Origin of the sequence: Paraburkholderia sp. BL23I1N1 (assembly GCF_003610295.1) — a bacterium.
GTDB lineage: Bacteria > Pseudomonadota > Gammaproteobacteria > Burkholderiales > Burkholderiaceae > Paraburkholderia.
Genome location: NZ_RAPV01000001.1, coordinates 5,290,046 through 5,313,010, shown reverse-complemented (window position 1 = coordinate 5,313,010; position 22,965 = coordinate 5,290,046). Strand labels below are relative to the sequence as shown.

Below are 22,965 nucleotides of genomic sequence, written 5' to 3'. Positions count from 1 at the left end.
GAATTAGACGAGCGCGCGCATGGCGACGTCCACGATGCCGATCAGCGCATCTTCCTTGTGAGCGACGCGCCCCAATACGCGCAGCCCTTGCATCACGCACAGCAGGAAATCGCCGACGGCTTTTTCGTCGAGCGTGGAATTGAATGCGCCGCTCGCCTGGCCGCGAATCACCGAGGCCGCCAGCAACGTCGCCATGCGGCGTTGAATGGCCGCGACACGGGTGCGCAATGCCTCGTCCCCGGGTTGCATTTCCAGCGTGGTATTGGTGATGAAGCAACTGCGCTCGCCGGTCAGCGCGCAAGCGACCCGGGCGTAATGCAGCAAGGCGTTGCGCAGCGCCTCTTCCGTCGGCACCGGCGCGTTCAGCCGCTCGGCCAGCCGCGCGACCGACCCTTCCGCGTAGTGATCGAGCGCGGCGAGCATGATGCCGTGCTTGTCGCCGAATACGCCGTACAGACTGCCGCGCAACAGACCGGTGGCCTTGCAGAGGTCGTCGATCGAGGTGGCGTGGTAGCCGTGATTCCAGAAAACCTGGCTTGCGCTCGTTAAAACCGTGTCCGTATCGAACTCGCGCGGACGCCCCCGAGGGCAGGCTTCGCCCCCTTTTTTCACGGATTGCTTCCAGTTGCCAGATTGCTTCATGTGACGGATATTATGACTAAGCGTTCAACAATGCAAGGTGGAATTGGCGGGTGACGCTGTGCGGGAAGCTGGCTAATTCAGACGCCCCTTCCCCGCGCCAGCAGCCGGCACCGCCTTCACGGTGCCGGACCACGGTCCTCCGCAGCAAGAGCAGCGACTACGAAAATTCGCTTGGTTGAAGCGCCTCGCACACGCCCTGGATCAAGCCACCCGCCTACTTGCCCCACTTCTGCGCGGCGGACGTGAAGAGCTGGTTGAGCTCGTTGCCGCTGGCGGCTTCTTTCGTGTAGTTGAAGCTGCCGTGATCGCGCATCTCGTGCGTGGCGCGGAGAAACGCGCCCAATGCCGCGCGCGCCAGCGAACCGCCCACGCTGACTCGTCGCACGCCCAGCGAACGCAGGTCGTCGAAGCTGAGCAGGACGCCCTGTAACCCCATCAGCACGTTGACCGGCCGGTCGAGCGCGCCGACCACGGCGGCGATCTCTTCGCGCGTTTTCAGGCCGGGTGCGTAAAGCACATCCGCCCCGGCCTCCTGATACGCCTGCAAACGCCGGATCGTATCGTCGAGATCGGGCCGACCTGCCAGATAATTCTCGGCGCGCGCGGTCAGCGTGAATGGGAACGGCAGCGTACGGGCCGCCACGACTGCCGCGCGCACGCGCTCCACGGCGGCTTCGAACGGATAGATCGGTTCGTCCGCGCGACCGGTCGCGTCCTCGATCGACCCGCCGACCACGCCCGCAGCCGCGGCCTGCATGATCGTTTCGGCGCAGTCTTCCGGCGCATCGCCGAAACCGTTTTCCAGATCGGCGCTGACCGGCAAATCGGTCGCTCCCGCAATTTCGGCGAGATGCACCATCATCTGCGCGCGGCCGATCGCGTTATCCGGCAGGCCGCGCGAAAACGCATAGCCTGCGCTGCTGGTGGCGAGCGCCTTGAAACCGGCCAGCGCGAGCAGCCGCGCCGTGCCGATGTCCCACGGATTCGGGATGATGAAGGCCTCGCCCGCTGCGTGATATGACTGGAATTGCCGTGCTTTTTCGGTTTGCGTTGTCATCGACGGTCCCATTGAAGACGGCGGCCGGCGTTTCGCCCCTACGCGCTGCCGGATCGTCGTCATGTTGATTAGGTTGCAAATAGGCGGCTAATGAGGGAAATGAACGGAAAGTGGCGGCCGGCGGCCTGGCTGGCCCGCCGGCCCTTTCCCTATGCTGAGTGGAGGAGCCGCGCGCTCAGGTTTCGAGCTTCGCGTCCATCGTGATGGTGGCGTTCAGCACCTTCGAAACCGGGCAACCCGCCTTGGCGTCCGCGGTAGCCTTTTCAAATGCGGCTTTGTCGCCGCCAGGAATTTTCACGGCCACATCGAGATGCACGGCGGTAATCGTAAAGCCGCCGCCGTCCTTGTCGAGCACGACGGTCGCCGTCGTGCCGATACGTTCAGGGGTGATGCCGGCCTTGCCCAGTTCAGCCGACAGCGCCATCGAGAAACAACCCGCGTGCGCGGCCGCAATCAGCTCTTCCGGATTCGTGCCGATGCCGTCCGCGAAGCGTGTGGCAAACGAGTATTGGGTGTCTTTGAGGACGCCGCTGTCGGTGGAAATCGAGCCCTTGCCGTCTTGCAGGCCGCCTTGCCAGACTGCTGATGCCTTGCGCTTCATCGCTCTCTCCTGTTTGTGCCCTGCTTCGCGCCGCCCCTCAACCCTACGTGATGCCGCCCGCGACGGTCCAGCCCGGATTTTCGTGGTGTCGGCATCGGTCGCGAGTTCCGCGCGGCGCGAGAGGCGCGGGCGTGGACCGAACTTCATCATAGGCGCTTACGTGTGCCAGTGTCGTGACGACGCGGTGATGCGGCATTGGGAAAGCACGGCGCCGCTGCGGCGAAGATCGCGGCAGCGGCATTTTTCAGCGGAAGAGTTGACAGCAGGATCGTTGTGAAAGGCGCCGGTGCGAAGCAAAACCCGGCTATGCAGCCGCTACTCGGCGAACGGCAAGCTCGCCTGCCCCACCGCGCGCATGTCGAACACGTTCAGCGTCATCGCTACCAGCGCGTAGTAGCCGAGCAGGCCCACAAGGTTGATCACTACCTGATGGCCGAAGCGCCCGACTGCCTTCGCGTAGGTAGGATCCGAAACCCGCTTCGTGTCATACAGTTCGCTCGCGAAGTCGTAAATCAAGGCGTCATCGGCGTCCGCGAAAGTTGGGCGATACCCCTGGCGGATCGCTTCAGCATCCGCTTCGGCCACACCGGCTTCGAGAGCAATCGGATAGTGGATATACCACTCGGCCTGCGCCTGCCAGCGCGCCGCAGTCACCAGAATCGCCAGTTCCGACAAGCGCAGCGGCAAGCCGGTGCGATAGCGGCAGAACGCGCCGAGCCGCTGCGCCTGCTGCGCCAGCTCCGGACTATGAATCCAGCCGAGGAACGGCCCATTCAGATTGCCGCGCGGGCCTGACAGGATCTCGTCGAGCACGGCCTTCTGTTCGGGCGTGGCATCGGACAGTTCGAAGTGAGGCAAACGCTCGGTCATCGTCAATCTCGCGGGAATGGAAAGGGTGTCAGATAGCGGACAGCGCGCCTTCGATCGCATCGGTCAGACGATTGACGATCTCGTCGATGTCGCGCGCGGAGCAGATAAACGGTGGCGCCAACAGCACATGATCGCCGACCTTGCCGTCGACGGTACCGCCCATCGGGTACACCATCAAGCCACGCGCGAAGGCTTCGCGCCGGATCGCCGCTTGCAGTTTCAGCTTCGCGTCGAACGGCGCCTTGGTGGCGCGGTCCTGCACCAGTTCGACGCCGACAAAGAGGCCTCGTCCGCGGACGTCGCCGACATGCGGATGCTGCGCATAGTGCTCACGCAGCCGGCCACGCAACTGTTCGCCACGCGCCTGCACATTCGGCAGCAGATGGTCGTCGGCAATCACGCGTTGTACTTCGAGCGCCGCGGCGCAGGCGGTAGCGTGGCCGATATAGGTATGTCCGTGCTGAAAGAAACCCGAGCCACCGACGATCGCCTGGTAAATCCGCTCGCTCACCAGTGTGGCGCCGATCGGTTGATAGCCGGCGCCGAGCCCCTTGGCAATGGTCAGGATGTCCGGCGCAATGCCGTCTTCCTCGCATGCGTACAGATAGCCCGTGCGGCCCATGCCCGACATGATCTCGTCGAGGATCAGCAACACGCCGTAGCGATCGCACACCGCGCGGATCTTGCGGAAATACTCGCGCACCGGCGGCACGGCGCCCGCCGTTGCACCCACCACCGTTTCGGCGACGAACGCGGCCACCGTGTCGGCGCCAAGTTCGAGAATCTTCTGTTCGAGTTCGTCCGCGAGACGCTGCGCGAACTGTTCTTCGGTTTCATCGGCGCGCTGCTCGCGGTATGCATAACACGGGCTCACGTGATGCGCTTCGATCAGGATCGGCAGAAACGGCTCGCGCCGCCAGGCATTGCCGCCGATCGCGAGCGCCCCCAGCGTGTTGCCGTGATAGCTCTGACGCCGAGCGATGAAGTGACGGCGTTGCAACTCGCCCTTCTCGACAAAATACTGCCGCGCCAGTTTCAGCGCCGCCTCGATCGCCTCCGAGCCGCCCGACACGAAGTACACGTGTTCGAGCCCTTGCGGCGCGCTCGCCACCAGACGGTCGGCGAGTTCTTCGGCGACCTGGGTCGTGAAGAATGACGTGTGCGCGTACGGCAATTGCTGCGCCTGACGCTTGATCGCGTCGATCACGCGCTGATTGCTGTGCCCGAGGCACGAAACGGCTGCACCGCCCGAGGCATCGATATAGCGCTTGCCGGTGGAGTCGATGATTTCGATGCCGTCGCCGGCGACTGCCACCGGCAGTGACTGCTTCGGCGAGCGATGGAATACGGTGGACATGGTTTTCCCTTTCCTTTTTATTGGCGCCGGCCGCTCAGGCGCGAGGCTGCGCGGGCGGCATGCATGCGATGACGGTGTCGAATGCGCATTGCCCCTGTCGATAAACTTTCATCGAGACGCCGTCGCTGCCGATCTCGAAGAGCGCCGTAGCGAGCGTGTTCTCGTCGTCGGGATCGAGCGGGTCGTCGCGGTAGATCGGCAGGCCTGCGGGCGCGCGATCCTGCAACACGTCGAGCAATGCGGCGGGGTTCACTGGACCGGCGAGTTCGCTGACGCTCAGCAAATGTTCGACGCGAGCCTGCCGGTCACGCGAAGAATCGGTGACGATTTGCGCCTCGGCTTCGCAACCGGAATGAATCAGATGGTTCGCGTGGCCGGCGATCGTGGACACCGTTTGCACGGAACATCGCCGTGCGCTTGCCTCGACGCTTAAAAGACGCGCGTCGCCCGCACCACCGAGCGTGTGATGAAAACCGCTTGCTGCCGGCGTGCCGCGCAGGATGTGCAGCGCCTCGTCGAGCGAGGCCGCATCGAGCACTGCGCGCGCGAGAATCATCCGCGGCACGCCGGCTGCGGGCACGCGAATGCGCAGGTTGTTGATGGCTTGCACGAGACCGGCGCGATTGGCCGCAAAGGTGTGACCCGGCAACGATCCAGGGTAATAGAAGCTCACGAAGCCGGGCTTGCCGGCCGGTTGAACCTCGACCAGCGCGCAACGCTCGCGCAGGAAAGGATCGCCGTCTTCATTGTGTGCAATGAAACGCGCATTGCCGTCGACAGCGGCCAACGTCGTGCAACCGTCCGGCGCGTTGTGAATCAACTCGCCGCGGCAATTCCACAAAAAGATGTCTTCCGCCGACCAACCCAGCCCTGCCGCCATGCCGTCGAGTTCGGCCAGCAGCGTCGGAAAATGGGCCTGGGCCGCCTCGCGCAGTTGCTGCACGAACGGCTCGCCGCGCCAGCGCCGAACCGCTTGCCAGGCGCTGCTTTGCTCCATGTATTCGGCGAACACCGGTCGGGCGAGTTCCCCCAGCCGGTAGCCGATGCCGTACGGCTCACCGCCTACCTGAAAAAGACTCAAATCCTGCTTCGACGCCACGGCTCGCACCTATTCAACAATCGGTACGTATTTATACTTCCAAACAACATTTGTTGTCAAACGATGTGGACATGAAGCAAACGGAGCGACCTCGCTCCGTAGCCGATAGCCGGCTGATTCAGACGACGAACATCAAGGCACGTACGCGCCCTTGTCATGCAGCGATTGCTCCGCAATGCCGAGTTGTTCGACAGCGCCCGCCCCTTCCAGCGCGAGCAGATGCGCGACCAGCGATTCGGCAATTGCCGTGGCCGCTACCAGCGAAGGAAAGAACGAAGGGCTTTCGTGCGAAAAGATCAGCACCTTGTCGGCGTTCAACGCGATCGGCGAGACCGCGCTGTCCGTGATCGCGATCAACTTGCTGCCTTTCTCCAGCGCGGCTTCGGCCACGCGCGCCGCTTCGACTGAATACGGCGCGAAACTGATCACGATGGTGGCGCTGTCGCGTTCGACCGTGCGCAGTTGCATTTCGAGCGTGCCGGCTTCGCCGTTGAGCAGCGACACCGAGGGGCGGAACAGCCGGTAACCGTAGACAAGGCCAAACGCCACCGCGTAACAGGAGCGAAAGCCCGCAACATGCACATGCGGCGCGCGCCGCAACAGACGCGCTGCTTCCACGATCACGCGGCCGTTATGCGCGGCAGTGACGTCAAGATTGTGTTGTTGCGCGACCAGCAGATCGTTGGCGAGCGCATCTTTGGATTTGACGAGCGAACGGGCGCGGCTGGTCAGCGGTTCGGGCCGCGTGCGCACACGTGCGACGAACAGGTTACGCAACTCGTTCCAGCCGGGAAAACCCAATTGCTGCGAGAGGCGCACCAGCGAGGCGGGTTGCACCTGCGCCCGCTCGGCTACTTTGCGCATCGACGAGACGGCGACTTCGTCGGGATGATCGAGCAGGAACCCTGCTCCCATCTGGAACTGTGGACTCAGTTCGGAAAAGCGTGCCCGGATCAGGGCGGCGAGCTGGTCAAAACTGTCTGGCATGCGATGGTCCGGGCGAGCGGTCGAAAAGAATGACAACAAATGTTACCACCCGATGCCTTGCATCCAACAAATTCTGGCGCGTGTACTCATGGCGCAAACAGACTGACGCGCAATGATGTCCCTATAACGCTTAACGACCAACCATTAACGATTGGCCCGCGCCTGGTCCCTTAAGTCGAAGAGAATACAACCGCCGCAGTTCCCTCGATGTCCGCAAAGCTGCGAAAGAACCGGTACGTTCTGCCCTCGATGTCAATCAGGTTTGGTCCGGTGCGAGTCGCGTCGAGAATGCCGATGGCCTGCGATGCTGCCACCGTTCCGCGCTGCTTCAACTCCTCTCGCGGCCCCGCTGCGTCGCCCACATATAGGGTGGCTGTATCAGCGGTGTGCCGCATCACAACAAGGCTCCCGCCTTCGTCGAGCGACAACTCAAGATACTCGGCCAAAACCCGCAGCGCCTCCGACGGAGGTTCCTGCTGGTTAGTATTCGCCCCGGATACGTTTGTCATGTCTTTCTCCGTCGCGTTGGAATGCTACCCGGATAGTCTATCCGACTGCCGGTAGCGGCAGGCACTCAGCTCTCGAAGTAATTCAAGCCGAGCGCATGCTTCACCTCCGATACCGTCGCACCGGCCACTTCCCGCGCACGCAGGGTCCCGCGACGCAGAACGTTCAGCACCTCCGCACGGTCTGCTTCGAACTCGCGGCGGCGCTCCCGAATGGGCGCGAGCATCGACTGCAGTCGTTCGTTGAGCGCGCGCTTGACCTCGCTGTCGCCGAGACCGCCGCGACGGTAGTGTGCCTTGAGTTCGTCAACCATCGGCACGTCCGGCTCGAACGCATCGAGGAACATGAACACGACATTGCCCTCGACCTGGCCTGGATCGCTAACCCGCAGATGGTTCGGGTCCGTGTACATCGCGTTCACGGCCTTGGTGATTTCGTCCGGGCTCGCCCCCAGCGTAATGGCATTGCCCAGTGACTTGCTCATCTTGGCTTTGCCATCGATGCCTGGCAGCCGCGCCACGTGCGAGAGGACCGCTTCGCATTCCACCAGCACCTGTTTGTCGACCGTGTTGTTGAAACGTCGCACCAGTTCGTTGGTTTGCTCAATCATCGGCAACTGATCGTCGCCGACGGGCACGCGCGTCGCCTTGAACGCAGAGATGTCGGCGGCCTGACTGACCGGATAGGTCAGGAAACCGGCGGGGATGTCCCGCTCAAAACCGCGAAGCACGATTTCCGCCTTGATGGTCGGGTTGCGCTCAAGGCGCGCGACTGTCACGAGATTGAGCAGATACTGCGACAGCTCTGCCAGCTCCGGCACCTGCGACTGGATAAAGATGGTCGACTTCGCCGGGTCGATGCCGAGCGCGAGATAGTCGAGCGCCACCTCGATGACGTTTTCAGTCACTTTCTTGTGTCGGCCGACGTTGTCGGTCATGGCCTGCGTGTCGGCAAGCAGGAGGTATTGCTGTGCTTCGTGCTGGAGTTGCACACGCGAGCGCAACGAGCCGATGTAGTGGCCCAGGTGAAGCGGGCCCGTGGTGCGGTCGCCGGTCAGGACGACGGGCCGTTTTTCAGATTGGTTTGCGCGCGACATGGTCACATATCCGTGTTTGCGACACCACCAGCCATTAGCGCGCACAATAAAAATGCCGCCAGGACTGGCGGCATCACGTTTTCGATGGTCGAAGAGAATCGGGCCGCTCAGGTCAGGCGCGCCACCAACGATACAGTTTCGACGAGGTCAGATTCGTATTCATAGGCCTGAGTATAGCGCCCGTCGTGCCGACGTGTCATTCACACCGGGCCAGTATCTGAATCCAATTCTGCGAGCGAGCCATTCGCGGCTAGCTGCTGCCATGCCTTTTCCCAATACTCCTGGGAACGTCCGTCCGGACTTCCTTCCTTCTCCCAAAGATAAAACGTGAGCGTACGAATTTGCTCCTCGGTAACAGGCACATCCATTTTCAATCTCCCCAAAAAAAAACCTTCAATTGGCGAGAGCGGTATCGCTATAGCCAATCGAATCGGCAGCTCGAAAGGGAAGCACCACACGGTGCCCGGCTCCCGAATGCCGAACCACCCATTTACGCGTGATCCGCGACAATGGCTAACCTCTTTGTTGATGACGACTGCCTGCTGCGATTCGCGCGACCAATGGCACCAAACGGGGGTTGACCACAGGAATCGAGCCGGCGCGACTTTCAGCTCGAGCCACGATTGCGTCGATGGTGACGCGTGCGACGGCACGTTGTGCCCGCCTCGCGAAGTGCTTCAGACGGCGGTCGCTGACCGGATGCCGCGCCCATACCAGCGCTGCGAACCAACCGATAACCGTCCATCCGAGTAGGATGTTCACGATGGTCACCGCAAAGGCGTCTTCGCGTTCTCTAGCATCTGCAATCATTGCGGGCACCAGATAGAGCACCAACGCACCCAGGAATACTGCACCTTCGATAATTTTCAACATGTCGACACCTCGCTACGGCTTCTGTCAGCAGACAACCTTCTGATTAGTGACCTGCGTACACACGGCCAACAGACTCGGCAGGTTGACGGACGCCAGACTCCGAAGACGAAGCAACTACGCCGCCATACGAATCATTAACGGAGCCGACCGCATTGTTGCGCTCGGCCGCAACGGTTTGCGCACTCTCGCCTCGCTGCGATGCGGGAGCGCCCACCGAAGGGCGGTAGGAAGGTGCCGGACCATAGCCGCTGGCAAACGCAGGCGCGGCGATAGCGGTAGTAGCTGCGATGAGCAGAGCTGCAAGAAGTTTGCTTTTCATGATGAATCCCCAATGCGATTTTTAGGAGCGCCACGAGTCGGGTGAGACGCGCGCCGCTGACAGGATTCAGTTTAGGCGGTACCTATCTTTTTTCTATGCCGATAGCGTGAAATCACAATTGCAAAAGGCCAAACAATGGCGTTCCTTGCAGCCATCGCGGATGTGGAGATAGACGACGTAAGTGGCAATCCCCGTCTGGAAAGGCTTACGATGAAGACCTGCTATCCGTAATGTGGACAGTGTGGCCGCAAACTCACGCGGAGTTGCGCGCCAAAATCCTGGCCACTGAAATCCTGGCCGCTGTTGAATCCGGAGGAACTATGAATCGAACAAAGACGGCACTGATTGTGGGTTCAGGAAAGGGACTGAGTACCTCCCTCGCGCGCCTGTTTGCCGCGGAAGGAATGCAGGTGGTGCTCGCTGCCCGCGATACCAGCAAGCTGACGGATCTCGTCGACGAGACAGGCGCTCTGGCCTTAAGTTGTGACGCCAGTCGAGCGGACCAGGTCACCGCACTTTTTGAAAACGTTGAACAAAGGTTCGGTGCTCCTGACCTCGTTGTGTACAACGCGAGTGGCCGCTATCGCGCGGCAGTTGAAGACATCGACCCGGAGAAACTCGAGGACGCGCTTAAACCGAAGTTCCAGTATTGGCCGGGCGAGTTTGCCCCCGTGCCACAGGCACCGGCATAAATTCGGAGATCCGGTTTCTGTCTACGGGTGGATCTGTCTGATCAGATCGAGTGCGTGACGCTGCGTCACATTGGGCGTGGTGATGATGTCGAACGTCGGCGCCTCGGGGCCAGCTCCTGGTGTGCGGCAGGTGTTGCGCACAATGCTGCCCAGCTCGGCCATCAGCGTGGAGAAGCTGTGGACGGGCGAGCCATCCGCCACGGTGCGACTCACCACCTTCTCCTGCGCCTGCTGCGAGCGCTGCGCCGGCGCCACCGGGTCGCGCGTGGCCTTGGCCGCCAGGTCGGTGTCGGCGAACATCAGTTCGCGCCAGGCTTCGAGCATGTGCCATTCCACGTAGTAGGCGAGCATGCACAGCAGAATGTGCGCGCGCACCCGAGCAGCCGTGCGATGGTGGATTGGGCGCACCTTCAGGTCCACCGTCTTGAGGCTGCGGAAGGCCCGCTCGACGTTGGCCAGCGCCTTGTAGTTGCGCACGCACTCGGCCGCCTCCATGCGCGTGGCCTCGACCGAAGTACGGATGATGTAGATGCCGTCCAGCGCGGCCTCCGCGGCGATCGCCTCGTGCTTGCGCGTAAACGAGAAGCTCCCGTCGCTGATCTGCAGTTCAAAGTGTTTGGCCACCTTGTACTGGTTGACCACCTTGCCCACGCGCAGCCCAATCGCATCGGCGCCCTTGAGTCTGCCCGCTTCCACGCGTTCCTTGATCTGCTGCAGGTTCTTTTCGGTAGCAGCGAGCAGGTCCTGCCGCTTGTGCGCTCGCAGCGTCGCGAGCTGCGGATTGCGACACGCCACCAGCCGCTCGCCGGGATACTCCGGCGAGGCGATCTCCATGAGGTTGTGCTCATCGAACAGCCCCAGCTGCAGTTGGCCCTGCTCGACCAGTGCGCGGATCGATGCACTCTTCAAGGCCGTGATCCAGTCGATGCCCTGCGTCTCGCGCAGCTCGTCGATGGCCTTGCTGGAGATCATGCCGCGATCGCCGACCATCACCAGCTGCCCGACGCCGAAGCTCTCGCGCAGGCGCTGCACCTCGGGCAGGAAGGTGCTGCTGTCGGCCACGTTGCCTTCATACACCGACACCGCTACCGGGCAGCCCCGCGCATCGGTGAGCAGTCCGTAATTGACCTGCAGCAGTCCCTTCTTGCCGTCGCGGTTGTGGCCCAGCCGGGCCAGCGGGCAGGTGGTGCCCTCGAAGTAGCTCGAACTCAGGTCGTACAGCACCAGGCCGCCGGCGCTCAAATGCCGCGCGGCGAGCTTCTTCTGGATCGCGTCCTGGCGCGCGAGCAGCCAGTCCATCGCCGCGTACAGATCGTCCTCGTTCGCGTCGGCCACGCCGAAGTCCGTCGCCAGCGTGGTGGTGTGCCACCAGCGCGTGGTGGCCAGCTTTGTGTGCGGCGCCACGATGCGCGCGGCCACCATCGCCAGCACCCGTTCGCGCTCAGGTGAGGGCTTGCTGCCCAGCAGCGACGCGAAGTCCAGGCGCTGCATCGCCAACTCAACGGCCTGCACATGGCCGTGAGCGAGGGAGCCGGTGACTTCGAACGCCTGGCCCAGCGGGACGAACGTCTCGCCCTGCAGCGAGCGCCGAATGATCTCGATCAGCGGCTCGGGCAGATGCGAGAGGTTGCCCAGCGTCTCGTTCTTGACCTTGCCGTCCTCGCGGTAGCTACGTCGCAGCAGGTGCGTGCGGTACACCGTGCCCTTGTAAGTGCGCGTTGTGGTGACGACGTGAGCGGTTCCAGTCCTGCTTGCCATAGAACAAATATAGGTAATATTGCGTAGATTTCAAGAAATTTTAGTGACTACATTTTGTAATCCACAGGAAGGGCTTCGAAAGCGCGGATGCCTTGAAACACGGGGGCTTGCACCCGCTTGGTGGCTTGGGTGGATGGGGGAACTTCGGCTTAAAGTGACCGCCGTCGGTGGCTTTCTCGTCGCCCAGGCAGCAGCCATTCGAATGCTGGCGCGCGGCAACGGCACGATCCTCCTGACCGGCGCAACCGCAAGTGTGAAAGGGCTACCTGGCTCGACGCCATTTGCGATGGGCAAATTCGCGTTGCGAGGAATGACGCAATGTATGGCGCGCGAGCTCGCCCCAAAGAACATTCATGTGGCGCATTTCGTGATCGACGGCGGCATCGCAAGCGGCCGTCCGCAATCAGACGGCGGCGTTAGCGACAATTGGTTGGACCCCGACGCCATCGCCAATGAATACCTGCATATTCACAAGCAGCACCGTAGCGCGTGGGCATGGGAGGTTGAACTGCGGCCGTGGGTCGAAAAGTTTTAGCACGTGAGGCGTTCGTCGGACCGCTATCGTTTGCCCATAGCGGATATGGCCCGCTTCGGCTTGGGCCACTTTGATTTGCAATCCGACGCCCGTGTGGTCCATGTGTCTAGAGAAGCGCGACCACCCGCACGTCGCCCTGCTCGGCCGACGCAACCACCTTCTCGCCGATCCGCCGGAACGTGATCGACACCGAAGAATCGCCTACTTTCAGATCGCCGACTTCGAGCCAGTCGATGCCCTCGGGTAGCATGGGCTGCTCGATCACGACTTCGCGCCGCTCCGCGTCGATCGTGATGCCCAAACAGGCTTCGAGCATCATGAACGGCGAGCCCGCCGCCCACGCTTGCGGCAGACAGGCGACCGGATAGGCGGTGGGTGGCTCGCCCCGGCGCCGCGGGAAACCGCAGAACAGTTCGGGCAGGCGCATGTCGAAGTTGACCGCCGCCTGGAACAGCGCCTGCAACAGCCGCACGGCCGCCGCCTTGCCGCCATAGCGTGACAGGCCGCGCGCGCAGAGTGCGTTGTCATGCGGCCAGACCGAGCCGTTGTGATACGCCATCGGGTTGAAGCGCGCCTGGCTCGCGGCCAGTGTACGCACGCCCCAGCCGGTATGAAACAGCGTGGAGTCGAGCGCATGCACCACGGCTTCGCCACGCTCGCGCGAGGGCAGACCGAAGGCCAGCAGGTGGCCCGCATTCGACGCCATTACACGGCACAGTTCGCCGTGGCCGTCGAGCGCGATGCCGTAGAAACCGGACTCTTCCATCCAGTACTTTTCTTCGACGCACTGACGGATTTTCTTCGCGCGCTCGCTGTACTGCTTTGCCTGATCGTGCAGACCGCGCAGCTTGGCAAAGTGAGCCATCGTGTCGAAGGCGGCACTCGCGTACGCCTGCACTTCGACGAGCGCAATCGGGCCGTCGGGGAACCGGCCGTCGGCGTGGAAAACCGAATCGTGGCTGTCCTTCCAGCCTTGATTGGCGAGACCGCCATCGGACTCGCGCTGATAGTCCAGCAGCCCATAGCGATTCTTGTCGCACACGCCCGCAACCCACTGCGCCGCACGCTCCAGCGCCGGCCACAATTCGTCGATCAGCGCGAGGTCTGCCGTGCGTGCCGCATAGGCGCCGGCCAGTACGATGAACAGCGGCGTGCTGTCGACGCCGCCGTAGTACAGCGCGAACGGCACTTCACCGGTGGCGGCCATTTCGCCCTTGCGCATCTCGTGCATGATCTTGCCGGGTGCGGCGTCGCGAAACGGCGAATTCTCGCGCGCCTGATGTTCGGCGAGAAAGCGCAGCACGCCCGCGGCCAGATTCGGTTGCAGCCACAGCGTCTGTAACGACGTGATGATCGCATCGCGGCCGAACGGCGTTGAAAACCACGGAATGCCGGCGTAGGGGTACGGCCCTGTGGCGAGATCGGTGGTCAGCAGACCCAGATCGGCCAGCGAACGCTCGATCCATGCGTTAAAGAGCGGATTGCTCGAACGCACGCGCGCCGTGACGCGGCGCCGTTCGCGCATCACCAGGTGGGCGTCGACCATCGCGGCGCGCACTGCGGCGCGGCCGACGCGCGGGCGTTCCGCATCGATTTGCGACAGATGGGCTTCGCTCATCGCGTGCGTGGGTTGTGCGACACCCGCGGCCGGTTTGTTGGGCTGCGCGATCACTTGCACCGAGACAGACAGATAGATCGAAACGCACGCTTGCGCGGGCAGTTTGACCGTGTAGTCCGCGCGATCGGCGAAGAGCTTGTCCGGTTCCGGCGAGAACGCGATCTGCACATTACGCGCCACGTCATCGAGACCGATATAGCCGAGCAACACTTCGCGGTTCTCGACGCGCGCCGGTTCGACACGGCCCTGTTTATCGCGCTTGAGGCCGCGCACTTCGAACATGTCGCGGAAATCGCTGGCGAAGGAGATGGACAGCGGCACGACTGCATCGCTCGTGCCGTAGTTGGTGAGTTCGATGGCTTCGTTGAGCACGGTGCCCGAGAGCACGCGCACACGTTCGACGTGGATCACGCCTTCCGGAGTGCTGTCACCGCCTAGCGGCGGCAGGGGACGATTGGTCAGATGCGCGGTGAACGACGTGTTGTCGCTGCTGACGCTGCCTGACAGCAGCGAGGGCGCGCGGCCGCCGAAGGTGAGGCGCAATGCGGAGAGAACGCGGGTGTCGTTGACGAACAGGCCGTCGTCGTGGCCGGTGATATCGCCGAGGGGATCGTTGACGATGAAGGTGTCGCCGGATTTCAGCACATGCTGGGTAGCGCTCGCGACGTTGAGGTTTTCCGTCGGGATGAATGCGCCGTCCTGCTCGGGTTCGCGGTGGTCGATTCCGCTCGAGTGGGACAGGCCGCCGAGGGCTTCTGGCTGCTGCATCAGGGTCGCTCCTATGGGTTCGCTGTTGCTGTTGCTGTTGCTTTCGCTTTTGCTTTCCGCTTTCGCGGGGGTTTTCGGTTTCGGTGCTGCGTGCTGGCCGTTGCCGGTCGGTTGCTTCCGATTGTAGAGGGTCTGTTTGCGTCAGACGAACTTATCACAGGGGAGTTTCGAATTTTTTGGTTTTGGCATGGGACGTGCAGGCGGGGGTTTTGTTCCGTGCGCGGGGGTTGGTGTCTGTAGGCCTGCGGTGTTGGCCTTTCCTTGTTTTGTTAGTGGTCTATTAGCGTTGCCCCTGTGCGGGGCGGCACTCACTTCTCTTTGCCGCCGCAAAGAGGCAAGAGAAAGCGGCTCAAACCGCTAACTCTTAAGCGGGTCCCCCGCGCAGCCACGGTAGTGGTGCATCTGGAATCTGTGTTCTCGCACATTCGGCGTGAGTGACTAAGGGCTCATTCGCTCCCACTCCGCACTGCGTGCGTCGCGGATGGGTATGCATGGGAAACCAAGAGCTTCAGGTTCGCGTGGTGAGAGCTGTCGGCGTCACCTCGGCGCGGACGAGTCTGCACGGCAAACTCGGGACTTCAGTTGAGATCCGAGGCGATCGCCCCCATCGCCGCGGCGAGATGCAAAAAAAAATACATCTGCTTCGCGACGCGCCGCCCCGCGCTCCGAGCGGGACAAGCCGTAGCAGCGCAAGCACGTGTGAATTCGCACTTCGAAAGAAGCGGCGCCGCATTGGAGAAACGTGAGGGATACAACGGAGAGCCGGAGCGGCGAGTGAAATTCGCACGAAACCGAACCGATGGTTCGATGAAGTAAGCGTCGGCGCGCGCAGCGCCGCCGGAAGTATGACTGCCTTGTCACCGGAGCTGAATGTGCGAGGGCACGGATTCCAGATGCACCACTACCGTGGCTGCGCGGGGGACCCGCTTAAGAATTAGCGGTGTGAGCCGCTTTCTCTTGCCTACTCTCTTTGCGGCAGGCAAAGAGAAGTAGGTGCCGCCCCGCACAGGGGCAACGCTAATAGACCACTAACAAAGCAAGGAAAGGCCAACGCCCCAAGGCGAACAACCCCAAAACGCCGCGCAGGCAAACACATCAAGAAAGCCCACCGCCGCAGGCATACAGACAAACAAGCGCTGCGCAATGAAACCCTTATCGTTTAGCCAGCGGCAAAGCCTCCCGCTGCGTCTCACCGACAAACAACTGCCGCGGCCGCCCAATCTTCTGCTCCGGATCCGCAATCATTTCATTCCACTGCGCAATCCACCCCACCGTACGCGCCATCGCGAAGATACACGTAAACATCGCTGTAGGAATACCCAACGCCCGCTGCACGATCCCCGAATAAAAATCGACATTCGGATACAACTTACGCGAAACGAAATACTCGTCCTCAAGAGCAATCTTCTCGAGCGCCATCGCAAGCTTGAACAGCGGGTCATCATGCAACCCCAGCTCTTCCAGCACCTCATGGCAAGTCTCACGCATCAGCTTCGCACGCGGATCGTAGTTCTTGTAAACACGGTGACCAAAACCCATCAACTTCACACCGGAATTCTTGTCCTTCACCTTCTCAATGAACTCAGGAATATTGTCGACCGAGCCAATCTCCTCCAGCATGTTCAACGCAGCCTCATTCGCACCACCGTGCGCCGGCCCCCACAAACACGCAATGCCCGCTGCAATACACGCAAACGGATTCGCACCCGACGAACCGGCCAAACGCACCGTCGACGTCGACGCATTCTGCTCGTGATCCGCATGCAAAATCAGAATGCGATCCAGCGCGCGCACCAGCACGTCGTTGACCTCGTACTCTTCCGCCGGATTGGCGAACATCATCCGCATGAAATTCGCGCTATATGACAGGTCGTTCTTCGGATAAACGAACGGCTGGCCAACGGTGTACTTGTACGCCATCGCGACCAGCGTCGGCAGCTTCGCGATCATGCGAATCGCGGATACGTCGCGGTGCTGCGGATTATTGATGTCGAGCGAGTCGTGATAGAACGCCGAAAGCGCGCCAACCGCCGCCACTAGAATCGCCATCGGATGCGCGTCACGGCGGAAACCGCGGAAGAAGAAATGCATCTGCTCATGCACCATCGTGTGCTGCGTAACCGTGGTGACGAACTCTTCCTTCTGCTGCGCATTCGGCAATTCGCCCTTCAGCAGCAAATAACACGTTTCAAGGAAGTCGGCGTTTTGCGCCAGATTGTCGATCGGATAACCGCGATACAGCAGCTCGCCTTTGTCACCGTCGATATACGTGATTTCGGAATTGCATGCCGCCGTGGACATGAAACCCGGGTCGTACGTGAACTTGCCGGTCTGGCCATACAGCTTGCGGATATCGATGACATCCGGCCCAAGCGTGCCCTGATAAACAGGCAAATCAATCGTCTGATCGCTGTCGGAAAAGCTCAGCGTTGCGTGTGTCTTCGAATTCATCTACCCGTTCCTTTTACTTTCACATCGCACACATGCCGGCATGCTCGATCATCGGATCACCGCTTGGCATGCTCAGGCTCCGCTTCGCATTCTACGGTCCGAAGGGGTGTTGATTGCGTCGATTGACGGCAACAATCCATCTCGACTGGCGCAACATTCGTTACCGTAAAGATGGGCGTCAGCGCCTGAAATACGCGGAAATCTGTGGAAGTCAGCGGAAGAACCCCCGCACGACAAGACACCGTGTACGCAGACCCGCGTTGCCAGTTCAACGAAAGTTAGCACGCTTGCTGCAACAATGTTTTGCGGTAGGCAAGCTGCACAAGCAACGCGGCTCTGCGATACTGAATCCGTGTTTTGCTTCCCCTGCGAACACATCGCTGTCTTTGGCCCGCCGTCTTTCGGCGGGCCTTTTTAATCAGCCAGAAGAACAGGAAGGACCAGATGAACGCCTCGCTCGAAACACTGTTTCCGGATCACGTCCACAACGAAGAGAACATCGTCACCGCGTTGAATCATCAGGACATCGTCGTTGCGTTGTCCGCGGCGCTGAAGACGCAAGACGTGGCAGTGCTGCATATGCTTTACCCGCGTACCGACGCGCGCACCCATCGCAGTCTCGATACGCTCGTGGATGTGTTGCACGGCCATGGCCTGCATGAAGTCGCGGATCTGATCGCGCAGGAAGCGCACTATCTGCTGTTCAAAGACCCCGTGAAGGCATGGAAAGCGTTCCACGAAATTCGCAACGACTCGCTCGCGATCGGCGTGCATCTGTACTACCACGGCCTCGTCGGCGAAGCTGCGGAACGTGAGCTCGACAAAGACGCGCATCGCAAGGGCTGAACAGCCTCGGCGATTCAAACGTCCACTGAGCGAATGAACTCGTCGACGTAGCGGTTGAACGCGGCCGGATGCGCGAGATTCATCCCATGCGAAGCGCCACGCACCGTTTCCCGGCGCGCATCCGGCAGCCATGTTTGCAGCGCCGTGGCAGTACGGCGGAACATGTCGGGACTCTTTTCGCCGTCGATCAGGAGCACCGGGCAGCGCACCTCGGCCGCCTGCTCAGGCACGTAGGCGGGCAACGGGTCGCGGAATTGACGCGCGAGCGTGTGCGCGTTGTCGGTCGCCATCCTGCGAAAGCCCGGCGTGCTCATCGCCCAGAAACCGGGACGGCTCACCGAATCGACGAACAGCTGCAAGCCTGCTTCCACCTCCCCTGTTTCGATCAGTTGCGCGGCCTTCGCGCGCAATGCGTTGACGGTCTCCGGCAAACTCGCGGGCGCTCGCCCGGCAATCTGCAACGGGCCTCCCGGGTCGGCAAGCGTGAGCGTGCGCACGTACTGCGGATGGCGCCGCGCGAAATGGAATGCCACGCAGCCGCCGCGCGAATGACCCACCACATGAGCCGGCCCGGCACCGAAACGATCGATGAATTCGGCCACGTCGTCCGCATGTTCGCTCCAACTGAACGGCCGATCGGGCCCGGTATCCGTCACCGGCCAGTAATGCGTGAGACTCACCGAGACGCAGCGATATTTAGCGGACAGTCCCGCGAGTTGCGGCTGCCAATAGCGGTAATCGCACAGCGAGCCATGCACGAACAACAGCAGTTCACCCTCCCCGGCTTCCACATAGGGCATGCGTAGGCCGCTATGCAGCGCGATAAAGGACGGGGATGCGGGAGAAGACGAAGCGGAAACGGATTGATTCACGGGTGGTTTACGGGCAGCGCGGCAACGGCTGAAACCATCAATGGTGCCGGCTAAAAATGGATTCGAAGAGGAAAACGTGTTCGCGTCCCTAAAATTGGGATGCGGAAGGTATTGTCACACAGCCATTGAATATGCGCCGAAGGCTGTTCAGTGTGTGTATCGACTTCGGCGTGCGTCGCGCGATCGCTGCCTGGCGGCGCATGCGCGACGTCCCCGCATCAAATCATTCGTAGGCGCTGTCGTCGAGCAAACCCGCGGCGGCCGCCGCGCCCGCCCCTCGCACCGCGCATGTGAGCGGTTCATCGGCGACGTGGACCTCGAGTCCGAGTTCGTTAGTCAGGCGTCGCCCCAGATTGCCCAGCAGCGCGCCGCCACCGGTCAGCACGATGCCGCTGTGCGCGATATCGGTCACCAGTTCGGCCGGCGCCGTTTCAAGCGCGCGTTTCACGGCGCCGATCACCTGACGCAGCGGACCCTCGATCGCATCGGCGATATCGTGGTTGCTTAACTGAACCGTGCGCGGCAAACCGTCGTCGACGCTGCGACCGGTCGCGTTCATATGCTCGACCGGCACGTCGCGCACGGCCGAGCCGATGCCCTTCTTGACGTGTTCGGCGGTTTGCTCGCCAAGCAGCACGCCATACAGACTACGCACGTAGCTGACGATCGCCATGTCAAAACTGTCGCCGCCCACGCGGATCGAGCCGCTATACGCGAGACCGCCGAGCGAGATCACGCCGACTTCGGTCGTGCCGCCGCCGATGTCCACCACCATCGAGCCAACCGCCTCCGATACCGGCAGACCCGCACCGACCGCCGACGCCAGCGACTCGCCGATCAGACTGACCTTCCACGCACCGGCCGCCACCGCGGCTTCCCTGATCGCGCGACGCTCGACCTGGGTTGCGCCTTCAGGCACGCACAGGGTGAACGCGGCGCGTCGGCTGAACAGCGGCCGCGGGCGCGCCATGTCGACGAATTGCCGGATCATCTGTTCGGCAGCGGAAAAATTGGCGATCACGCCGTGCCGCATCGGCCGCACGGCTTCGACGTTGTTGGGTGCGCGGCCGAGCAGCTGGCGCGCTTCGGCGCCCACTGCCGTCACACGTTTTTGCCCGGCGGCGGACTCTTTCTGAAACGCCACGACGGACGGCTCGTTCAGGACGATGCCGCCGTTGTCGGTATAGATAAGGGTATTGGCCGTGCCGAGGTCCACCGCCACGGAATGACGGAACAGTCGATCGAAAAGCGGGTAATGCGGCGTCGGTCTGGCCATAGGAAGGCTCTGGTGTGTCGTTATCCGCCCTTGCCGGGCAGTCTGGAAAATGCGCCCCCGGTCACCCGAACCGCTTGGCACGCCTGGATGGGCGTTGCGCGATCCGCGCGGCGGGGTGATTTTCATGCTAATGAGCAGTTAACGGCAAGCAAATCAGAATCTTTAGGGCCACTTTTTAATCTCGACCGTATCAGTCGCGCGACAAAGCGCCGAGTGCGCGCTCCAGCGCCTGTTTGCCGAGCTCGACGCCGTCTGCGTTAATCGTGTGACCAATGCCGGGCAACGCGTAGGCGTCGACCGTATAGCCGGCGTTGCTGAACGCATCCGCAGCAGATTCCAGCTCCTGCACCGGGATCACTTCGTCGTCTTCGCCATGCACGAGCGTGAGCGGTATGCCGTTCTGCGCCACGATCGCCGACGCGAGCCGCCCCGAATACGCGACGACGGCAGCAGCGCCTTCCACGCTGGTCGCGACGTGATGCATCGCCATGATCGAACCCTGCGAGAAACCGACCAATGCAAGGCGATCGAAAGGAAGCTGCCAGTGCGCGAGTTTCCACCCCGAGCATGCGCCGCAACGCCGGATAAGCAGCCTCGACGCGCACCTCGCGATTGCTCTCGTTGACGTCGCGCAGACTGAACCACTGGCGTCCGCCGAAGCCGCCGTCGAAGGCTTCGGTGCCGTCGAGCGACGTGAACGCCACGTCCGGCAGGCTCTCGCTCCAAATGTCCGCGAGCGGCATCAGATCCCGCGCATTGCTGCCTACGCCGTGCATCAGCACCACCAACGCCCTGGCTGGCATTGTCGCCGGCGCGCGCCGCCAGCCGTGTTCGAATTGCTCCCAGGCCATATTCAACTCCTCTCCGTAGTCGCTGCTTTTTCGATTCGTGTTTCCGCATGCATCGCCAATCACGACGCAACGCACTGCTGTCTTGTCACAACACCTCACGTCGCTTCGCGAAGCGCGATGCAGCCTCAGCCGCGAGCATACGCTGCCGGATGGGTTTGCGCCGCAGGACCTGCATGGCTCGACGACGCCAGAACGTGAATACAGGTATGCTTTTGCGAGCATCCGACCGACCGGCTCATTGCCCGGGCCGAGAATCAAGCACCGCGTAGACCATCCGTCGCATTGCAATCCGGAGAATCGTCTTGAGCCAGCCGCCTTCAGCACCTGCTGCCGCGCCGCCCGCACCACCGCCGCCGCTACAAGGCGGCAAACTGGTTCTGGCGACTATCGCCGTCGCGCTCGCCACCTTCATGAACGTGCTCGACACGTCCATTGCGAACGTTGCGATCCCAACGATTTCGGGCAACCTCGGTGTCTCGGTCGACGAAGGCACGTGGGTCATCACGGTGTTTGCCGCGGCCAATGCCGTCTCGATTCCGCTGACCGGCTGGCTCACGCAACGCATCGGCCAGGTCAAGCTGTTCGTCGGCGCGATTCTGATGTTCGTGCTGGCCTCGTGGTTATGCGGCATTGCGCCCACGCTGCCGATCCTGCTAGTCGCGCGGATCTTCCAGGGCGCGGTGGCCGGCCCGCTGATTCCACTCTCGCAAGCGATTCTGCTCGGCTCGTATCCCAAGGAGAAATCGTCGACCGCGCTCGCGTTATGGGCCATGACCGCCACTGTCGGCCCGATCGCGGGCCCCGCGCTTGGCGGCTGGATCACGGATAGTTATAGCTGGTCGTGGATCTTCTACATCAACATTCCGGTCGGCATTTTCGCGGCCGGCGTCACGTGGATGATCTATCGCACTCGCGAGTCCGCAACCCGCAAGCCGCCCATCGACGTGGTCGGGCTGGGCCTGCTGATTACGTGGGTCGCGTCGCTGCAGATCATGCTCGACAAGGGCAAGGACCTCGACTGGTTTTCGTCGCCGGTAGTCGTGATTCTCGGCATCACCGCGCTGATCAGTTTTGCGTTTTTCCTCGTGTGGGAGCTGACCGAGGAGAATCCGATCGTCGATTTGCGCCTCTTCCAGCAACGCAATTTTCTCGGCGGCACCATTGCGATTTCAGTGGCGTACGGCGTGTTCTTCGGCAACCTGGTGCTGCTGCCGCAATGGATGCAGGAGTATCTGAACTACCGCTCCGTGGATGCCGGTCTCGTTACCGCGCCGCTCGGCGTCTTCGCGGTGCTGCTCGCGCCGGTGATGGGCCGCGTACTGCCGCGCTCGGACGCGCGCATCATCGCGACTCTCGCGTTTATCGGCTTTGCGATCGTGTTTTATATGCGCTCGAAGTACGTGATCGAAATCGACACGTGGCACCTCGTGCTCCCCACCCTGCTGCAAGGTATTCCGATGGCGCTGTTCTTCGTGCCGCTGACGGCGATCATTCTGTCGGGGCAGCCGCCGAGCAAGATTCCGGCGGCCGCCGGCCTGTCGAATTTTGTGCGGGTGTTTTGCGGTGCGGTGGGCACGTCGATCGCCGGCAACGAGTGGAATAACCGCACGGTGCTGCACCATGAACGGCTGACCGAGCAGGCCACCATCAACAACCCGGTGTTCACCCAGCAGATCGATTCGACCCAGTCGTTGCTGCAACTGAATCCGCAATCCGCGCATGCACTGTTCGACTTCACGGTGAATACCCAGGCCGCGATGATGGGCCTGAACGACATCTTCTATGTGTCGGCGATCATTTTCATCCTGATCATTCCGTTGATCTGGATTACCAAGCCGGCCAAGGGCGGCGGCGGAGCGAGCTCGGCGGGCGCGCACTGATCGCGGTGTG

21 protein-coding genes and 1 pseudogene are annotated in these 22,965 nt (G+C 62.0%); 4 read left to right on the top strand and 18 right to left on the bottom strand.

Translation table 11 applies throughout. The features are described from left to right. Positions 1-3 precede the first annotated feature (3 nt). The 12 genes from B0G76_RS24865 to B0G76_RS24810 all read right to left on the bottom strand — a co-directional run bounded on the left by B0G76_RS24865 (position 4) and on the right by B0G76_RS24810 (position 9,408). Positions 4-642 (bottom strand): TetR/AcrR family transcriptional regulator, encoded by a 639-nt coding sequence (locus B0G76_RS24865; RefSeq protein WP_120294870.1) that lies wholly within the window; start codon positions 640-642, stop codon positions 4-6. A 214-nt stretch (positions 643-856) separates the two neighbouring features. Next, positions 857-1,699, bottom strand: a complete 843-nt coding sequence (locus B0G76_RS24860) for an oxaloacetate decarboxylase (protein ID WP_120296777.1) — start codon at positions 1,697-1,699, stop codon at positions 857-859. 175 nt (positions 1,700-1,874) lie between these two features. Continuing rightward, complete coding sequence (locus B0G76_RS24855) at positions 1,875-2,300, bottom strand: OsmC family protein (RefSeq protein WP_120296775.1); 426 nt, start codon at positions 2,298-2,300, stop codon at positions 1,875-1,877. Positions 2,301-2,615: 315 nt separating this feature from the next. Continuing rightward, the gene (locus tag B0G76_RS24850) at positions 2,616-3,170 is read right to left on the bottom strand and encodes a carboxymuconolactone decarboxylase family protein (protein ID WP_120294869.1); all 555 of its coding nucleotides are present in this window, start codon (positions 3,168-3,170) and stop codon (positions 2,616-2,618) included. Positions 3,171-3,198: 28 nt separating this feature from the next. Next, entirely contained in the window at positions 3,199-4,527 is a 1,329-nt protein-coding gene (locus B0G76_RS24845; RefSeq protein WP_120294868.1) for an aspartate aminotransferase family protein, read from the bottom strand. Positions 4,528-4,561: 34 nt separating this feature from the next. Then, entirely contained in the window at positions 4,562-5,626 is a 1,065-nt protein-coding gene (locus tag B0G76_RS24840) for a C45 family peptidase (RefSeq protein ID WP_259460714.1), read from the bottom strand. Positions 5,627-5,758: 132 nt separating this feature from the next. Then, on the bottom strand, positions 5,759-6,613 hold the full coding sequence (locus B0G76_RS24835) for a MurR/RpiR family transcriptional regulator (protein ID WP_120294867.1): 855 nt from the start codon (positions 6,611-6,613) through the stop codon (positions 5,759-5,761). 170 nt (positions 6,614-6,783) lie between these two features. Beyond that, positions 6,784-7,122: a hypothetical protein gene (locus B0G76_RS24830; RefSeq protein WP_120294866.1), complete on the bottom strand. Its 339-nt coding sequence runs from the start codon at positions 7,120-7,122 to the stop codon at positions 6,784-6,786. Between the two features lie 65 nt (positions 7,123-7,187). Next, entirely contained in the window at positions 7,188-8,216 is a 1,029-nt protein-coding gene (trpS, locus tag B0G76_RS24825) for a tryptophan--tRNA ligase (protein WP_120294865.1), read from the bottom strand. A gap of 200 nt (positions 8,217-8,416) precedes the next feature. Next, positions 8,417-8,674, bottom strand: coding sequence for a DUF2934 domain-containing protein (locus B0G76_RS24820; RefSeq protein WP_259460713.1), 258 nt, complete (start codon positions 8,672-8,674; stop codon positions 8,417-8,419). 55 nt (positions 8,675-8,729) lie between these two features. Continuing rightward, positions 8,730-9,089 carry a superinfection immunity protein gene (locus B0G76_RS24815; protein WP_120294863.1) on the bottom strand — a complete coding sequence of 120 codons (360 nt, stop codon included), beginning with the start codon at positions 9,087-9,089 and terminating at the stop codon, positions 8,730-8,732. A 43-nt stretch (positions 9,090-9,132) separates the two neighbouring features. Further along, positions 9,133-9,408 carry a hypothetical protein gene (locus tag B0G76_RS24810; protein ID WP_120294862.1) on the bottom strand — a complete coding sequence of 92 codons (276 nt, stop codon included), beginning with the start codon at positions 9,406-9,408 and terminating at the stop codon, positions 9,133-9,135. Between the two features lie 320 nt (positions 9,409-9,728). On the opposite strand from B0G76_RS24810, the gene B0G76_RS24805 reads away from it, so the two are divergent. Continuing rightward, complete coding sequence (locus B0G76_RS24805; protein ID WP_259460712.1) at positions 9,729-10,100, top strand: SDR family oxidoreductase; 372 nt, start codon at positions 9,729-9,731, stop codon at positions 10,098-10,100. A 21-nt stretch (positions 10,101-10,121) separates the two neighbouring features. Here the strand turns inward: B0G76_RS24805 and B0G76_RS24800 are convergent, their stop codons facing one another. Continuing rightward, a complete protein-coding gene (locus tag B0G76_RS24800; protein ID WP_120290289.1) occupies positions 10,122-11,858 on the bottom strand; it encodes an IS1634 family transposase in 1,737 nt (578 codons plus the stop codon). A 133-nt stretch (positions 11,859-11,991) separates the two neighbouring features. On the opposite strand from B0G76_RS24800, the gene B0G76_RS24795 reads away from it, so the two are divergent. Next, on the top strand, positions 11,992-12,393 hold the full coding sequence (locus tag B0G76_RS24795) for an SDR family NAD(P)-dependent oxidoreductase (RefSeq protein WP_259460867.1): 402 nt from the start codon (positions 11,992-11,994) through the stop codon (positions 12,391-12,393). A 106-nt stretch (positions 12,394-12,499) separates the two neighbouring features. Here B0G76_RS24795 and B0G76_RS24790 read toward each other — a convergent pair whose 3' ends face one another. Together B0G76_RS24790 and gltA are read right to left on the bottom strand one after the other, a co-directional pair. Continuing rightward, positions 12,500-14,779, bottom strand: coding sequence for an amylo-alpha-1,6-glucosidase (locus B0G76_RS24790; protein WP_120294861.1), 2,280 nt, complete (start codon positions 14,777-14,779; stop codon positions 12,500-12,502). Positions 14,780-15,931: 1,152 nt separating this feature from the next. Continuing rightward, complete coding sequence (gltA, locus tag B0G76_RS24780) at positions 15,932-17,230, bottom strand: citrate synthase (protein ID WP_120294860.1); 1,299 nt, start codon at positions 17,228-17,230, stop codon at positions 15,932-15,934. 444 nt (positions 17,231-17,674) lie between these two features. On the opposite strand from gltA, the gene B0G76_RS24775 reads away from it, so the two are divergent. Further along, entirely contained in the window at positions 17,675-18,076 is a 402-nt protein-coding gene (locus tag B0G76_RS24775) for a hypothetical protein (RefSeq protein WP_120294859.1), read from the top strand. Positions 18,077-18,090: 14 nt separating this feature from the next. Here B0G76_RS24775 and B0G76_RS24770 read toward each other — a convergent pair whose 3' ends face one another. The 3 genes and pseudogenes from B0G76_RS24770 to B0G76_RS24760 all read right to left on the bottom strand — a co-directional run bounded on the left by B0G76_RS24770 (position 18,091) and on the right by B0G76_RS24760 (position 21,075). Further along, entirely contained in the window at positions 18,091-18,876 is a 786-nt protein-coding gene (locus B0G76_RS24770) for an alpha/beta fold hydrolase (RefSeq protein ID WP_120294858.1), read from the bottom strand. Between the two features lie 295 nt (positions 18,877-19,171). After that, positions 19,172-20,224 (bottom strand): rod shape-determining protein, encoded by a 1,053-nt coding sequence (locus B0G76_RS24765; protein WP_120294857.1) that lies wholly within the window; start codon positions 20,222-20,224, stop codon positions 19,172-19,174. 190 nt (positions 20,225-20,414) lie between these two features. Continuing rightward, a pseudogene (locus B0G76_RS24760) lies at positions 20,415-21,075 on the bottom strand (alpha/beta hydrolase). Positions 21,076-21,377: 302 nt separating this feature from the next. Here B0G76_RS24760 and B0G76_RS24755 point away from each other — a divergent pair. Further along, the gene (locus tag B0G76_RS24755) at positions 21,378-22,955 is read left to right on the top strand and encodes a DHA2 family efflux MFS transporter permease subunit (protein WP_120294856.1); all 1,578 of its coding nucleotides are present in this window, start codon (positions 21,378-21,380) and stop codon (positions 22,953-22,955) included. The last annotated feature ends 10 nt before the right edge of the window (positions 22,956-22,965 follow it).

Bases quoted from the DNA above. Each gene is read 5' to 3' on its own strand.
- B0G76_RS24805 (WP_259460712.1), top strand. From the start codon at position 9,729: ATGAATCGAACAAAGACGGCACTGATTGTGGGTTCAGGAAAGGGACTG.
- B0G76_RS24790 (WP_120294861.1), bottom strand. From the start codon at position 14,779: ATGCAGCAGCCAGAAGCCCTCGGCGGCCTGTCCCACTCGAGCGGAATC.
- B0G76_RS24835 (WP_120294867.1), bottom strand. From the start codon at position 6,613: ATGCCAGACAGTTTTGACCAGCTCGCCGCCCTGATCCGGGCACGCTTT.
- trpS (WP_120294865.1), bottom strand. From the start codon at position 8,216: ATGTCGCGCGCAAACCAATCTGAAAAACGGCCCGTCGTCCTGACCGGC.
- B0G76_RS24850 (WP_120294869.1), bottom strand. From the start codon at position 3,170: ATGACCGAGCGTTTGCCTCACTTCGAACTGTCCGATGCCACGCCCGAA.
- B0G76_RS24860 (WP_120296777.1), bottom strand. From the start codon at position 1,699: ATGACAACGCAAACCGAAAAAGCACGGCAATTCCAGTCATATCACGCA.
- B0G76_RS24765 (WP_120294857.1), bottom strand. From the start codon at position 20,224: ATGGCCAGACCGACGCCGCATTACCCGCTTTTCGATCGACTGTTCCGT.
- B0G76_RS24775 (WP_120294859.1), top strand. From the start codon at position 17,675: ATGAACGCCTCGCTCGAAACACTGTTTCCGGATCACGTCCACAACGAA.
- B0G76_RS24855 (WP_120296775.1), bottom strand. From the start codon at position 2,300: ATGAAGCGCAAGGCATCAGCAGTCTGGCAAGGCGGCCTGCAAGACGGC.
- B0G76_RS24795 (WP_259460867.1), top strand. From the start codon at position 11,992: ATGGGGGAACTTCGGCTTAAAGTGACCGCCGTCGGTGGCTTTCTCGTC.
- B0G76_RS24830 (WP_120294866.1), bottom strand. From the start codon at position 7,122: ATGACAAACGTATCCGGGGCGAATACTAACCAGCAGGAACCTCCGTCG.
- B0G76_RS24770 (WP_120294858.1), bottom strand. From the start codon at position 18,876: ATGCCCTATGTGGAAGCCGGGGAGGGTGAACTGCTGTTGTTCGTGCAT.
- gltA (WP_120294860.1), bottom strand. From the start codon at position 17,230: ATGAATTCGAAGACACACGCAACGCTGAGCTTTTCCGACAGCGATCAG.
- B0G76_RS24845 (WP_120294868.1), bottom strand. From the start codon at position 4,527: ATGTCCACCGTATTCCATCGCTCGCCGAAGCAGTCACTGCCGGTGGCA.
- B0G76_RS24815 (WP_120294863.1), bottom strand. From the start codon at position 9,089: ATGTTGAAAATTATCGAAGGTGCAGTATTCCTGGGTGCGTTGGTGCTC.
- B0G76_RS24810 (WP_120294862.1), bottom strand. From the start codon at position 9,408: ATGAAAAGCAAACTTCTTGCAGCTCTGCTCATCGCAGCTACTACCGCT.
- B0G76_RS24865 (WP_120294870.1), bottom strand. From the start codon at position 642: ATGAAGCAATCTGGCAACTGGAAGCAATCCGTGAAAAAAGGGGGCGAA.
- B0G76_RS24800 (WP_120290289.1), bottom strand. From the start codon at position 11,858: ATGGCAAGCAGGACTGGAACCGCTCACGTCGTCACCACAACGCGCACT.